General features: G+C 54.0%; 13 protein-coding genes. 4 read left to right on the forward strand and 9 right to left on the reverse strand.

The window, feature by feature from the left end; translation table 11 throughout:
* Window positions 1–83: 83 nt before the first annotated feature.
* From GBK04_RS30905 to GBK04_RS21220, 4 genes are all read right to left on the reverse strand, one after another.
* Window positions 84–419 carry a chromate transporter gene (locus GBK04_RS30905; protein WP_373331189.1) on the reverse strand — a complete coding sequence of 112 codons (336 nt, stop codon included), beginning with the start codon at window positions 417–419 and terminating at the stop codon, window positions 84–86.
* Window positions 332–1,258 (reverse strand): chromate transporter, encoded by a 927-nt coding sequence (locus GBK04_RS21210; protein WP_373331190.1) that lies wholly within the window; start codon window positions 1,256–1,258, stop codon window positions 332–334. Before GBK04_RS21210 ends, GBK04_RS30905 begins: the two co-directional genes overlap by 88 nt.
* A 69-nt stretch (window positions 1,259–1,327) precedes the next feature.
* A complete protein-coding gene (locus GBK04_RS21215) occupies window positions 1,328–2,287 on the reverse strand; it encodes an isopenicillin N synthase family dioxygenase (RefSeq protein WP_152763147.1) in 960 nt (319 codons plus the stop codon).
* Window positions 2,288–2,393: 106 nt separating this feature from the next.
* A complete protein-coding gene (locus tag GBK04_RS21220) occupies window positions 2,394–3,899 on the reverse strand; it encodes an alpha/beta hydrolase family protein (protein WP_373331191.1) in 1,506 nt (501 codons plus the stop codon).
* A gap of 167 nt (window positions 3,900–4,066) precedes the next feature.
* Between GBK04_RS21220 and GBK04_RS21225 the strand changes: the two genes are divergently transcribed.
* The 3 genes from GBK04_RS21225 to GBK04_RS21235 all read left to right on the forward strand — a co-directional run bounded on the left by GBK04_RS21225 (window position 4,067) and on the right by GBK04_RS21235 (window position 7,435).
* The gene (locus tag GBK04_RS21225; protein ID WP_152763151.1) at window positions 4,067–5,002 is read left to right on the forward strand and encodes a D-2-hydroxyacid dehydrogenase; all 936 of its coding nucleotides are present in this window, start codon (window positions 4,067–4,069) and stop codon (window positions 5,000–5,002) included.
* Window positions 5,003–5,039: 37 nt separating this feature from the next.
* A complete protein-coding gene (gene galK, locus GBK04_RS21230; protein ID WP_152763153.1) occupies window positions 5,040–6,212 on the forward strand; it encodes a galactokinase in 1,173 nt (390 codons plus the stop codon).
* Window positions 6,213–6,295: 83 nt separating this feature from the next.
* On the forward strand, window positions 6,296–7,435 hold the full coding sequence (locus GBK04_RS21235) for an aldose epimerase family protein (protein WP_152766287.1): 1,140 nt from the start codon (window positions 6,296–6,298) through the stop codon (window positions 7,433–7,435).
* Between the two features lie 64 nt (window positions 7,436–7,499).
* Here GBK04_RS21235 and GBK04_RS21240 read toward each other — a convergent pair whose 3' ends face one another.
* The 4 genes from GBK04_RS21240 to GBK04_RS21255 all read right to left on the reverse strand — a co-directional run bounded on the left by GBK04_RS21240 (window position 7,500) and on the right by GBK04_RS21255 (window position 12,474).
* Entirely contained in the window at window positions 7,500–7,724 is a 225-nt protein-coding gene (locus tag GBK04_RS21240) for a VF530 family protein (protein WP_152763155.1), read from the reverse strand.
* 112 nt (window positions 7,725–7,836) lie between these two features.
* Complete coding sequence (locus GBK04_RS21245; protein WP_152763157.1) at window positions 7,837–10,137, reverse strand: FdhF/YdeP family oxidoreductase; 2,301 nt, start codon at window positions 10,135–10,137, stop codon at window positions 7,837–7,839.
* 135 nt (window positions 10,138–10,272) lie between these two features.
* Window positions 10,273–11,088, reverse strand: coding sequence for a formate dehydrogenase accessory sulfurtransferase FdhD (gene fdhD / locus GBK04_RS21250; protein ID WP_152763159.1), 816 nt, complete (start codon window positions 11,086–11,088; stop codon window positions 10,273–10,275).
* Window positions 11,089–11,136: 48 nt separating this feature from the next.
* Window positions 11,137–12,474: a DEAD/DEAH box helicase gene (locus tag GBK04_RS21255; protein ID WP_152763161.1), complete on the reverse strand. Its 1,338-nt coding sequence runs from the start codon at window positions 12,472–12,474 to the stop codon at window positions 11,137–11,139.
* Window positions 12,475–12,567: 93 nt separating this feature from the next.
* On the opposite strand from GBK04_RS21255, the gene GBK04_RS21260 reads away from it, so the two are divergent.
* On the forward strand, window positions 12,568–13,425 hold the full coding sequence (locus GBK04_RS21260; protein WP_152763163.1) for an SDR family oxidoreductase: 858 nt from the start codon (window positions 12,568–12,570) through the stop codon (window positions 13,423–13,425).
* Between the two features lie 31 nt (window positions 13,426–13,456).
* Here GBK04_RS21260 and GBK04_RS21265 read toward each other — a convergent pair whose 3' ends face one another.
* Entirely contained in the window at window positions 13,457–14,605 is a 1,149-nt protein-coding gene (locus GBK04_RS21265) for a M23 family metallopeptidase (protein ID WP_152763165.1), read from the reverse strand.
* Window positions 14,606–14,607: the final 2 nt, after the last annotated feature.

The raw sequence follows: 14,607 nt of genomic DNA on the forward strand, positions 1-14,607 counted from the left end.
GTCAAATTTGAAGCTTTTCGGATGAAAACGCAAGTATTTCCCGGAAGTATGCAGAGAATAACGTGGTTTGACAAGCCGCTGTTTCAACTAAAAATTATTCCCAAAACCAAACCTCCCAAAATCAAAACATAAGGAGGTAGCTTCGTATAAAAAAGCAACGCCAGGGTACCTAACACCGTCAGAAGGGGAAGCCAGCTTGTGGCCATAGGTACAAAAATCGTGGCGGCCGCCGCCAGCGTCAATCCGACGCTCGTGGCGTGGACGCCTTGCAGCGAAGCGCGGATACCCCGGTATTTTTTGAGCTGATCCCAGAAACGATAGACAAAGAAAATCAGAAAGGTACCCGGCAGGAATATCCCGACCGTAGCCACCAACGCACCGATGATCTGCCCGCTAACGCCCTGGTGCTGCATGGACATGGCCCCACGTAGGTCGAGATGGAGAACACCGGGCCGGGTACCACCTGGGTCAGGGCCATGCCTGTCAGGAATTCTTCCTGGGTGAGGTAGTGCTTGAACTCCACAAACTCGTTGTACAACATCGGAATCAGGACCTGTCCGCCGCCGAACACCAGGCTGCCGTTGCGGTAGAAGTTCTCGAACAATCGCACGGGTAGCGATTTGGTAATGGCCCCCAGCACCGCCGCTCCCACCAGCACACCCAGCCAAAGAATGAAATTGGACCATTCGATCCGCATTGGAGTTTTTTCCATCCGGGGCTGTTTGCGGTAATTGAGTGAAGCTACTACGCCACCCATCACGATCACGATGGGAGTCATAAAGGGTGAAGGGAAAAGGTAGGCCACAGTAGCCGAACTGATCAGCAGCAGCCAGCCCTGCTGATCGTGTACCACCCGGCGGGCAATCCGGTAGCCACCGTGCATCAACAGGGCCACGGCCATGGGTCCGACAAACCGGGTGAAACCGAGCGAGATTTCTCTTTTTTCGAGAAAGTATATGGTTAATGCCGCCACGGTCATCAGGGTCATGGCGGGCAGCGACCACACCAGCACCGTGAGGTAAGCCAAGCCCGGCCCACCGATTTTGAAGCCCAGTGCGGTGATGGTCTGCGTGGAAGTAGGGCCGGGCAGAATCTGGCATAGCGCCTGCAATTCCAGCAGTTCTTCCTCGGTCAGATAGCGTCTCTTGATTACCAGTAGGTCGATCATCATCATCAGATGCACCTGTGGCCCGCCAAAAGCGGTAAAGGCCAGGATGAGCACATCTTTGAGGAAAATGATATACCGAATACGACGCATGAACCGGGGGAAAAGTATGTCAAGGTACTAAGGTGGTGGATAGGATGCAACCACTCTCCACTTTCCCTCCTAACTCTTTTTTAGCCCCAATTCCCGCAGGCGTTCGTCTAGAAATTCGCCAGCCGTCATATCCACGTACAGTTTAGGATGTTCGGCATCAATACAGCTTTCCAGGGAAGTAAGATTCATGTCGCCCCTGGGGTGCATGAAGAAGGGGATGGAATAGCGCGAACTGCCCATTTTTTCGCGGGGTGGATTTACCACGCGGTGGATGGTGGACTTCAATTTGTGATTGGTCAACCGATCCAGCATATCGCCCACGTTCACCACGATTTGGTCGGGTAGGGCAGTGATGGGTATCCATGTTCCGTCGCGGCGCAGTACTTCCAGGCCCTCGGCGCTTGCGCCCATCAGCAGCGTGATGAGGTTGATGTCGCCGTGCGCCGCCGCCCGTACCGCGCCCTCGGGCAGGGCATCGGGATTGGGAATTGGAAAATAGTGCAAAGCCCGCAGGATGCTGTCGCCTTTTTCTACTTTGTCATCAAAATAATGTTCGGGCAGATTGAGGTACAGCGCCAGGGCTTGCAAAAGGGCACGACCTGTATTTTCAAAAGTCCGGTACACCAGCGTAGTGTAGGCCTCGAATTCAGGCATGTTCTCGGGAAAAACGTTACCCGCCATGCCTTCGGCGGGCTCGGGTTGGCCGACATGGTAAAACTCCTTCAAATCGGCTACCTTGAAACCCTTGGCGGTTTCCTTTCCTTTGCCAATGTACCCTCGTTGTCCGAAAAGCTCCTCGTGCTCGTATTGTTTTTTTTCCTCTTCGGGGAGTGAAAAGAAACGTTTTACTACTTCGTAGAGCTTCGTGCGCATTTCCTCGGTAAGGCCGTGGTTCTTGATGGCCACAAAACCGATGGTATTGAAAGCCGCACCCAGGTCGGCCACAAATTTATCCTTGACCGCCGGATCGCCCGAAGTAAAGTCGTGCAAATCCAGGGAAGGTACCTCATTCAATAATTCGTTTTCCATAATAGGTTGCAGGTTGTTGTGCCACGCAAAGTAGAGTACAAAGATGAGGGATGCAACTGATTTGTTAGCAAATAAAAACCCGTTCGATCGGTCGACTCGACGGTTGTCAGGGCAGAACTACCGCCGTAATCCAGTCGGTCATGAGTTTCAGGACTTCGGGATCGAAGGTTTCGGTCAGTTCGCCGTACTCGGCCACGGTGCAGGTGGTACAATGCTGAAAAAGATGGTTGAGGCCGGGCAATTCCTGTACAGTCACGTGCTTGTTTCCTGCTTTTTTCAACGTTGTTTCCCATCCGGCGAGATTGGGCCCGGCGAGTACCTGAATATCCTTTCCGCCGTTCAGGGCGAGAACCGGACAGGTAAGCCGGGTCAGATTGTCGGTGGGATCGTAGGCATAGAAGTAGCGTTCCCAGGGTTTGCGCAGCGAATTGACAACCGTACGGATGTATTTACCTACCCCGCTGCTATCGGCGACGCCCGTCAGCATGGCCGCCACGTTGGGATGCACGGTGGCTCGCCAGGCGTAGAAAGCAGTGGTGGCTTTCTGGTAAGCACTGGCCGTGTCGGGTTCGGTACTGGCCGCGCCAATCATCGCGCCCATCATAGTACCGTAGCCCTCGGCAATGGGATCGGAAACCTTCATGCTTTTCAGAGTAGCGACGTTTTGCTGCACCATGAGGTCCGTGATTTTCTCACCCGGCCCAGCCAGTGACACGATGAAAGCCACATCTTTGGGCCGTTCCACCGCCACCATGGGGGCAAGCATCCCGCCTTCGCTGTGGCCGATCAAGCCGATTTTCTTCGGGTCAATGTCCTTTCTATTTTTAAGAAACTCAAGGCTGGTAATGACGTCCTGCGCAAAGTCGGCCGAGGTACCCTGGGCCGGACCCGTCGACTGGCCCACATTCCGGTCGTCCACGCGCAGCACGGCGATGCCCCGGCGCGTGAGGTAGTCGGCGATCACCCAAAAAGGTTTGTGTCCGAACAAGGTACTGTTCCGGTCCTGCGCCCCACTGCCACTGATAAGAATCGCGGCCGGAAACGGCCCTGCGCCCGCCGGAAGGGTGAGGGTAGCTCCCAGGTGGACGGTTTTGTCCGGATTGTCATATTCGACGTCTTCACTGGCGTACGGGAAAGGCGGCTTAGGTGTTTGGGGGCGGTTGAGAGCCAGCGCATCGCCCGTTCGTTTCAGGTCGAGAGCCGTGGTGAAATTACCCTGCCGGAGGGTACCCGTGGTGGCCGAACGATCGGCGTTGAACCGCCCCAAATAACGGCCCCCAATCATTTTTATCGTAATAAATAGGCTATCCCCCTGACTTTTTACCTCGTCACAGGGTAGCCCCTTTGCGCCCTGGGCGGGTACATCCATGGTAGCGGAAAACACTCCTGTTTCGGGGGATGAAATATCAAAAAGAATGAGCAGTGGTTTGCCGTTGACTTCGGCGGTACCTTGCCAGCGGCCGGGTACCTGCGACAGGGCAGGGGTACTTTCTGCCAGGAGGAAACAGGCGCATAAGCATAGGCTGAACCAGTACCGGAGCACCGCCCGCCGGGGCTGGATGATGTCGATGGTTTGGGGGACTCTATGGGTTCGGAGGGAACGTCTTTTCATAGCAAGGTTTCCGGGTAAGGGCATAAAGTGCGATTTGCAGTCGGATTGGTAGAAGGTTTAGAACCTCAGTGAGCCGTCATCAACGGAGTTACCAATCATTTTACAGAAAATCTTTGTAGACTTGTGGGTAATAACGGCCGTTTGCCGCTCTTTAACCAATAAAGATAATGCAAATTTACATTCACTCAACCCTCGATTCTACCCTTAGGAAGAAACTGCAAAGTGCGTTTTCCGGTAAACATACGGTGGTATTTCGGGAGACTGACGACACCGAAGCCGAGGCTTTGGAGAAGTTCGGTCAGGCTCAGTGGGTTCTGGGAAATGTGCCAGCCGGATGGCTGAGTGGGAAAAATAAATCACTGGAATTCTGGCAACTCGATTCAGCGGGATTTGACAAGTACAAACACCTGCACCTGGAAGCCCGGACGGCCAATATGGGTGATTGGTTTGCCCGTCCCTGCGCCGAAACTATCGTGGGTGGACTGATGGCCCTATTGAGGGGGATCGACGCCCTTACCCTTTTGAAACAAAACAAACAGTGGGTGGGCCACACCATGCGCCCTCACCTGGGGCTGCTGGACCGTAGCAAGGTGGTGGTGTTGGGCAGTGGTACCATTGGCATGGCCACACGCTCTATTCTGGATGGATTCCGTTGTCAGGTGAAAACACTCGCTCGCACCTCCCCCAGGGCCGAGCTGCACACGAAAGAAGAACTGCTGGCCGAACTACCCACGGTGGATATCCTGGTGAATACTTTACCTGGTACGGCAGACAATTTTGTGGATCGTGAAGTCATCGCCGCCATGAGGCCCGGCAGCATCTATGCCAACGTGGGGCGCGGCAATACCACCGATGAGGCCGCCCTGATCGAAGCCTTGAAAAGCGGTCAGCTGAGTGGTGCCGTACTCGACGTGACCCAACGGGAACCGTTGCCGGACGATAGCCCGCTTTGGACTCTGCCCAATGTGATTCTGACCCAGCATACGGGTGGAGGGCAGGCCGATGAAGATGTGGGCAAGGTCGATTTGTTTCTGCGCAATGTGGAAAATCTGGAAAACGGGAAGGCGATTGAGAGTGAAGTCGATCTGACACGCGGCTACTGACAACCTGCCCCACCGTTGATTATTGAAACTGAATCTTATGGAAAAAACCCTGATCTCGACCGCCGACCGCATTCGGGAGGCCTTTGTGGAGCAATTTAATGAAACACCCCGTTTGTTCCGGTCACCGGGCCGAATCAACCTGATCGGTGAGCATACCGACTACAATGCGGGCTTCGTTCTGCCCGCCAGTGTCGACAAGGCCGTCTACTTTGCCATAAGCCCCCGCACCGACGACCAAGTGCAGTTGCATGCGGTGGATCTGGACAAGACCTACTCGTTCCGGTTGGGGAATCTTTCCAAGCCCGCGCAGGAGTGGCCCTACTACCAGCTTTCGGTGCTGGATCAATTGCAGAAAAGTGGGATTGAAATTTCCGGTTTTCAAGCGTCTTTTGGCGGTGACGTACCCGTTGGGGCCGGCATGTCTTCCTCGGCGGCCCTGGAATGCTGCCTGCTTTTTGCCCTGAACGAAGTGTTCGGATTAGGGCTCGATCGGCTGGAAATTGTGAAAATGGCCCAAAAAGCTGAAAATGAATATGTAGGCGTCAACTGTGGTATCATGGATCAGTTTGCGTCAGTATTCGGACGGTCGCAATCGGTCATCCGGCTGGATTGCCGCTCGCTGGAATACGAGTACTTTCCCTTTCCGATGGACGAGTACCTGCTGATTCTCTGTGATACAACGGTAAAACACTCGCTGGCCGATTCGGCGTACAACCTTAGGCGTCAGGAGTGCGAGCAGGGCGTGGCCATCCTGCACAAGTATCATCCCCATATGCACAGCCTGCGTGATGCTACCCCGGAATTGGTCAAGCAGCATGAAGCCGAACTGGGCCCCACTGTGTACCGCCGCTGTAAATACATGACCGAAGAAATCGAGCGTGTACAGCAGGCCTGTGAACTACTGCTGGAAGGAGACCTGGAAGGATTTGGTAAAAAAATGTACGCTACCCACGACGGCCTACAGCATGAGTACGAGGTAAGCTGTCCCGAGTTGGATTTTCTGGTAGCCCAAACCCGCCCCAACCCCGATGTGGCGGGCGCCCGTATGATGGGTGGCGGCTTCGGCGGCTGCACCATCAACCTCGTGCGTCGCTCGGGGGTAGATGCGTTCGAAACGGTCATGAAGGCCGCCTACCACGCCGAATTCGGCATCGACCTTCCCTGTTACCGTGTCAATATAACTAAAGGTACCTCCGAGCTGGTTTCGTAACAATCCTATAATTCATATCTCCCAAACCCCAACTACCCTTGTTTATGAACACAAAACCCCATGAACCAAAGTCAGCCAGAGGCATGATTTCCTATGTCGCTTTCGCCTTGCTGAGCGTCTTTTTTTTAAACTGTCAATCCAAAACTGAAGATACCCAAACCATGAAGCCCACCATTACCAAAGAAGCCTACGGAACCCTGGCCGACGGTCAGTCGGCCGATCTGTACACGCTCACCAACGCGGACAGCATGGTGGTACAGATTACCAACTACGGTGGCATTATTACCAAATGGATGGCTCCCGACAAAAACGGGCAGATGGCCGATGTAGTGCTGGGTTTCGATTCGCTATCAGCCTATGTGAAAAACAACCCGTTCTTCGGTGCCCTGGTAGGGCGCTACGGGAATCGCATCGCCAAGGGATCGTTTACACTGGACGGAAAAACCTACCCGCTGGTGACCAACAATGGCCCCAACCACCTGCACGGAGGTACCGTAGGATTTGATAAGAAAATCTGGAAAGCCGAGGAAATACAAGGCGATTCGACCGTGGGGCTCAAACTCACCTACACCAGTGCCGATATGGAAGAAGGGTACCCCGGCAAACTCGACGTGACGGTCACGTACACGCTCACCAACAGCGGCGAATTGAAAATCGACTACCTGGCCACAACGGACAAGCCCACTGTGGTAAACCTCACGAACCATTGCTACTTCAACCTGACGGGCATGAAGCGCGACGTGCTGGCTCACGAGGTGAGTATCAAAGCCGATAGCCTGGTGGCCGTAGACGCTACCCTGATTCCTATTGGAAAGCTGATTCCAGTGGAAGGTACCCCCTTCGATTTCAGAACGCCCAAGCCTATTGGTGCGCGCATTGACGAAACGAGTGATGAGCAAATCAAAATGGGCGGAGGCTATGATCACTGCTGGGTGATCAACCGCGCCGACGAAAGTATGCTGAAGGTGGCTACGGTAACCGATCCCGAAAGCGGCCGGACGCTGGAGGTATCTACCACCGAACCAGGCGTACAGTTCTACACGGGAAATTTCCTGAACGGAGCCGTGAGCGGCAAAGGCGTAACCTACACCAAGCGGATGGGCTTCTGCCTCGAAACCGAACATTACCCCGATTCTCCCAATCAGCCCCAATTCCCATCGGTAGTGCTGCGTCCCGGCGAAACCTACAACACGTCGACGATTTTCAGAATGACCGTGAAATGAGTTGACAGTGGACGGTTGACAGAGGATAGTGGTTTTCTTATCCTACACTGTCAACCGTCCACTGTCAATTGTCCACTAGATAAAGCTCCTCCACTTTCGCTCGCGCCCAGGGCGTTTTACGCAGGAATTTCAGGCTGGATTTGATGCTGGGATCGTGCGTAAAGCAACGAATCTGAATTATTTCGCCCAATTCTTCCCAACCGTAGGTAGCGACCAGGTAATTGAGTATGTCTTCCAGTTTTACCCCATGGAGAGGATTGTTGGGTTGTGTTTCTTGGGGAGAATTCATGTATCGCTTACGGGTGCTAGAATGGCAAAGTTCTAAAGTTCTGGAACGCGAAATAATGATATTTTTACAAAAACCAGGAGTTGAGACCCCTAAAAGCAGAATTTGCTATAACTCAAAAACTCCCAGATTTTCTGATCTTCACCAGAACCGACTTATAAATTGGCGTATTACTGTGCTCGGCAATAGTATCAATGGGTACCAACACGTTGGCTTCGGGAAAGTAGGTGGCGATGCAACGCTTCGGAATGTCGTAGGCCACCAATACAAAGGTACGGGCCACGCGCTCCCGGCCGCCGTGATTGTTGTACACATCCACGATGTCGCCCGAGGAGAAGCCCGCTTCGATAATATCCTGAATATTCATGAATACCACCCGACGTTCGTTGTGGACACCCCGGTAGCGGTCTTCCAGGCCATAGATGGTCGTATTGAACTGGTCGTGGCTGCGGATGGTCATCATCAGGTATTCGCCGGGACCGGGCTTCGGCGCGGTCGCTTCAGCGACGTTGAACATCGCCTTTCCGGTAGCAGTCTTGAACTCCCCGTGCCGGGCCGAGTTGGGTAGGTAGTACCCTGCGGGTTGACGTACCTTGCGGTTGAAGTCTTCACAACCTTCAATAACCCGGGCGATGTCGTTGCGGATGTTGTCGTAATGGTGGCCATACTGCGCCCAGTTGACTTTGGAATCTTTGCCCAGGGTAGCCTGAGCTACGCCGCAGATGATCCGGATCTCACTCAGCAGTTGATTTGAAATGGGTTCAAGTACCCCCCGCGAAGCCTGTATGACGCCCATGGAGTTCTCACAGGTCACAAACTGCTCGGTCCCGTCGTGGATATCCTGATCACTGCGGGCCAGCGTGGGCAAAATCAGCGCTTCCTCACCGTGGACGAGGTGGCTGCGGTTGAGTTTGGTGGAAATGTGAACCGTGAGCTTGCATTGCCGCAGCCCTTTCGCGGTATAATTCGTGTCGGGCGTGGCCGAAAGGAAATTGCCGCCCAGCCCAAAGAAAACCTTCGCCTTGCCGTCGTGCATGGCGCGGATGGCATTTACGGTGTCGTAACCCTTCTTCTCAGGTACCTCAAAGCCAAATACTTCACGGATGTTCTCGCGCCATTCGGGCTTGACCTGTTCCCAGACGCCCATGGTGCGGTCGCCCTGCACATTGCTATGGCCGCGCACCGGGCAGGTACCCCCTCCGGGTATGCCGACGCTGCCTTTGAGCAACAGCACATTCACCAGCTCTTTCAGCGTCTCCACCGAGTTGGCATGTTGGGTCAGGCCCATGGCCCAACAAATGATGATACGTTTTTTGTTTTTTATTAATTCGACTACCTCCCGGATTTTGGCCAAAGGTACCCCGCTGAGTTCGGCCAGTGCGTTCACATCCTGCTGTTTCAAATGCGCCGCGTAGGCTTCGTAGCCCGAAGTTTTGTTTTTAATAAAATCCTGGTCCAGCACGGTGCCGGGGGCTTTTTCCTCTTCGTCGAGAAGCAAGCGAGCTACCACTTGAAGAAACGCCATGTCGCCATTCATGCGGATCTGGACGAATAATTCGGCTAGCTTATTATCAAGACTCAGTATTCCTTTTACCGTTTGGGGATCATTGAAACCCACCAGCCCGGTTTCGTGCAGGGGGTTGACGGCGATGATTTTGGCACCATTCCGCTTGCCTTTTTGCAGAGCGGTCATCATGCGGGGATGGTTGGTGCCCGGGTTCTGGCCCATAATCATGATGATGTCGGTGTCGTAAAAATCTTCCAGCATCACCGTACCCTTGCCAATGCCCAGCGACTCACTCAGCGCCACCCCGCTCGACTCGTGACACATGTTGGAGCAGTCGGGCAGATTGTTAGTACCGTACTCCCGCACGAAAAGCTGGTACGCAAAGGCCGCCTCGTTGCTCGCCCGGCCGGAGGTGTAAAAAATCGCTTCATCGGGCGATTCCAGCGCGTGGAGGTGATCGGCTACTTTTTGAAAAGCGTCCGCCCAGCTGATCGGCTGGTAATGGGTACCTCCCTTGGGAAGGTACATGGGTTCGGCCAGTCGGCCTTTTTTACCTATTTCCAGATCGGATAATAACGACAGATCGTACACCGAATTTTGGGCAAAGAAATCGGCCCACAGTGCTTTGTCAGTAGCTTCTTCCCCAAGGGCTTTAGCCCCGTTCTCACAATATTCGGCCACCGGAGAGCGCTTGAAATCAGGGTCGGGCCAGGCACAACTCGGACAGTCGAAACCGTCCTTTTGGTTCATTTTGAGTAAAGCCTTGTTGCCGCGCACCACGCCCGCTTCTTCCACTACCATTTTGAGAGCCACGGCCACGGCGGTCATGCCCGCAGCTACGGTGCGGGGTTCGTCGAGTTTTATATTATTGGTAAGCTTGGCGGGGTTTTCGGCGGCAGGTAATGACATGGTTCGTATTTTGGGTTTATAAAGGTCAACGGTTAATGGGCAAGGGTGTCATGTGCGAAAGAATCAAGAAAAGCCATAGCTAGCAATGCCGGGCGGCTTTAGCCTCCCGAAGAGCTAGTAGGAGAAACTTTCCCCTTACCCTTTTACCCGCTCCTCGCCTGTATACACATTAAAGCGCTCGTTTCGCAGAAAACCAACCAGCGTGATGTTCATTTCCCGGGCCAGTTCCACGGCCAGCGTCGAAGGCGCCCCTACGGCGGCAACAAACGAAAGACCCGCCAGGGTAGCTTTCTGGATCAGTTCAAAACTGGCTCGTCCGCTCAGCAGCAGAATCTGGGTTTGCAAAGGGTACCTTTCCGTTTGCAGGGCATGACCGATCAGTTTGTCCAGAGCGTTATGCCTACCTACATCTTCCCGTAAATACAGAAATTCACCAGTTTGCGAAAATAACGCAGCCGCATGCAAACCGCCCGTGCTTTCAAAATCAGCCTGCCGTTCTCGTAATAACGATGGCAACGGGTAAAGTGTTGAGGCTTCGACCGACCAATTTTGGGGAGCGTGGGGTAGGGTACCCTGTACCCGCACGGCTTCAATGGACGATTTGGCGCAGATGCCGCAACTCGAGGTGGTATAGATGTGCCGCTCAAATTGCTTTGGATCGAAGGGTACCTCCTCGTGGAGAATCACGGTGATGCGGTTTTCTTCGTCCTGCACCGTGCCAATTACCTGTTCATAACTGGAAATGATGCCTTCGGTCAACAGAAAACCCAGTGCCAGCTCTTCGTCGTGGCCGGGCGTCCGCATGGTCACGGACAGGTTTTTGGGTTCCAGATTCAAGCCAAAGCGAACCCCGATTTCCAACGGCTCCTCCACCGACAGCGCATCTTCCTGAGACGAAGATTCACCCGTGCTGTACTTTGTAATAGTTATCGATCGGGTAGAAGATGCCATAAAAGCCGAGACTTAAAAATCTCATATCTCATAATTCATATCTCAAATCTACTTTCCTTTCTTCTTCGCTCCCCGCCGGATCGGACGCCCGTACTTGGCCATCTTCTCGGCGGCGATGTCCCGCCGCACGTTCACTTTCTTGTTCTTCTCCAGTTTTTCGTGAAAAGCCGGTCCTGCTTCTTCGCGTTTGGGCGCTTTGATCAGCACATTTTTCATCTGGATTTGTGGTTCTTCGTCGGGAGTCAGTACTTCCGAGATTTCCAGATCCTCGGGTAGGGGTACCTTGGGGATTTCGTAGTTCATCAGCTCCTCGATTTTCTCCTGAAATTCCTTTTCCCGCTCCGAAATAAAACTGATGGCGATACCCTCCTGGTCGGCGCGGCCCGTGCGGCCGATGCGGTGGATGTAGTTTTCGGGTTCTTCGGGCAGGTCGAAATTGATAACGTGCGACACGCCCGTCAGGTCCAGTCCTCGCGCCACGATGTCGGTGGCGATCAGCACCAGGTCTTCGCCCTCCTGAAATTTACGCACGGTTTCGAAACGGTTGTTCTGCGCCTTGTTGGAATGGATCACCCCTACCTGGTCGGGAAAACGGTTTTCCATTTCGTCGAATAGCTGGTCGGCCAGTTTCTTGGTACTGACGAAAACCAGCACTTTGGTCATGTCAAGATCCTGAGTGACCAGCTTTTTCAGCAGGTTGATTTTGGTATAAAAATTAGGTACCTCGTAGGCTTTCTGCGTAATGCTGGCCAGGGGGGTACCTACGGGCGCGGCCTCGATGCGCAGCGGATTATTGAAATGTACGGCCATCAGCGACTCTACTTCCTCGGTCATCGTGGCCGAAAAGAGCAGGTTTTGCCGCTTGGGCGGCAGAAGGTCGAGTACTGTATTCAACTGGGCACGGAAGCCGAGGTTCAGCATTTCGTCCACTTCGTCGATCACCAGTTTTTTGATGCCTTTCGGTTTCAGCGTTTTGTTCATCACCAGATCGATCAGGCGTCCGGGCGTAGCGACCACCACGTCCGCCCCCCCCGCCAGTTCGGCCATCTGCACTTTGATGTTACCGCCGCCGTATACGCCCACCACCGTCAGATTGGTGTAGGTACTTAGTTGCTGAATGGTTTCCACCACCTGCACCACCAGCTCACGCGTGGGCACCAGAATCAACTGCTGGGGTAGTTTTTCCTTGGAAAATTGCCACTGCCGTAGCATGGGCAGGAGGTAGGCCAGGGTTTTGCCGGTACCCGTCTGGGCAATGCCGCACACGTCACGTCCCGACATCACGGCCGAAAATACTTTTTGCTGAATGGGGGTCGGCTCTATAAAACCCAGATCGCCAAGGGCGTTGAGCAGGGGCCGGGTGAGGTTGAGATCGTCGAATGTCATATACAAAGGTACAAAATGTGGTACCGCCATCTTGCCCGTCCTGGCACAAAGTTTTCTACCTACCCCATTTAACAACTAAACCTACACCAACTCATGGACTTTAACATCAATACCAAGGGACAAACCCAGAATCAACAGCCGGGCCGCGAGACAAAAATGGATCCCGAACCCGTCGTGATCCGCGATAGCTACCGGGGCAGCGGCAAGCTGGACGGAAAAGTAGCCCTCATCACGGGCGGCGATAGCGGCATTGGTCGCGCCGTGGCCGTGCACTTCGCCCGCGAAGGAGCCGATGTGGCCATCGTGTACCTCGAAGAAACGCAGGATGCCAAAGATACACAGGCGATGGTAGAAGCGGAGGGCAAAAAGTGTCTTTTGCTCAAAGGCGATATCCGCCAGGAAAGTTTCTGCAAGCAGGCCGTCGAGAAAACAGTAAAGGAACTGGGCGGGCTCAACATTCTGGTGAATAACGCCGCCGAACAACACCCGAAAGACGATATTCGCGACATCTCGACCGAGCAACTGGAGGGTACCTTCGCGACTAATGTATTTCCGATGTTCCACTTTGTGCAGGCTGCGCTGGCGCACTTGCAGGAAGGCGATGCCATCATCAATACTACCTCCGTCACGGCGTACCGGGGCAGCGAAGGACTGCTAGACTACTCTTCGACCAAAGGTGCCATCGTGACCTTTACGCGCTCACTGTCGGGCAATCTGGCCGAAAAAGGCATCCGCGTCAACGCCGTAGCGCCGGGGCCGATCTGGACGCCGCTCATTCCGTCCACGTTTGACGCTGACCATGTGAAGAAATTTGGCAAAGACGTACCCCTGAAACGTCCCGGACAACCCTGCGAGGTAGCACCCGCCTACGTGTTTCTGGCGAGCGAGGATGCTTCCTACTTTACCGGACAGGTGCTGCATCCCAACGGCGGTTCGGTTTTGAATACCTAAGAGAGGGAAATATTCTTTCGGGCGCCTCACGCTAGTTTGCTCCGAACCGGACCACCGAATTTGGCGCGGGGCGTTCCCTATTTCGAAGAGTTGGTTGGGTAGGAGGTACCGGAGTCCAGGGTGCTTTTCCGAATTTTCCGAAATCATCGTACGAGCCTAGCACCTCAAACTCCTCAAAGACATAAGGTACCCCCTCGGCGCCCAGCGGGGAGTCAAAATCGGCAACGTGAAAATGCAAATGAGGCCCGGTGGTCTGCCCGGTGAAGCCCAGCGAAGCGATGACTTCTCCCTTCTTCACTTTTTGTCCCGGTTTTACTTTAATACTGTTCGGTTTCAGGTGTTCATAAAAGGCAAACCGATTGGTGCCGATACTCAGGGAGATATAATTGCCGGTAGCCTGATCAGCACTATATTCCGGATGCTCCGATAATGCCGGGCTTTCCGGAAAATCATCCCGGATGGCCGTGACTTCGCCGTCAGCCACGGCCAGTACCTCGGTAGCGTACCCTAGCCAATTTTTTACAAAGTCTTCGTTCCCGTGGGCATATTTCCCCCCGGCATCCATTTTGATAAAGTCGATGGCGAAGCGCCCCGGAATGCGGGCCCGCCCGTGCACGGTATAAGGTACCCTACGGTGTCCCCGCGCCCAGGCCGGATCATAGACGGCGGTCCAGGGTCCCCCGGCCAGCGGATTTCCTAAAATCAGCGGGGTACCTGAAAGGCATTTCAAAGCGGCGGTCTGAATAGTTAATTCGCCCCAATGCTCTTTTCCTACTGCATGAAAAGTAATGAGGTGCGTCAGTTGGGGCACGGTTTGTTTGGGCAGAGCAAATTCCAGGTACAGAATCGACGTAGCGCCCGGAAGAAGCCGGGTCGTGGTATCTTGACTGGGCGAACCAATACGGGATAAAGCTTTTTGCAGCATGGGGCCTTGCAGGGCCAAATAAGGGGCGGAGGTACCCCTGTCTACTACATTCAGCGCATGGAGTTGGAAGGTATCCGGGGAGAAATTGGTCAGGTAAATTTCGTAGTAGACGGTGGGTTTTCCGTCAATATCGACTGGCTGTACCGAATCGGGAAGTTGTACATGCAGGGTTGTCCGATAAGGCTGCCCCCAAGCCGTCGCCATCGTGAGGGCAAATGCCAGGGCATGGAACCAACGTTTCCCGGATGCCTGCATCG

Source organism: Salmonirosea aquatica (genome assembly GCF_009296315.1).
Taxonomy (GTDB): domain Bacteria; phylum Bacteroidota; class Bacteroidia; order Cytophagales; family Spirosomataceae; genus Salmonirosea; species Salmonirosea aquatica.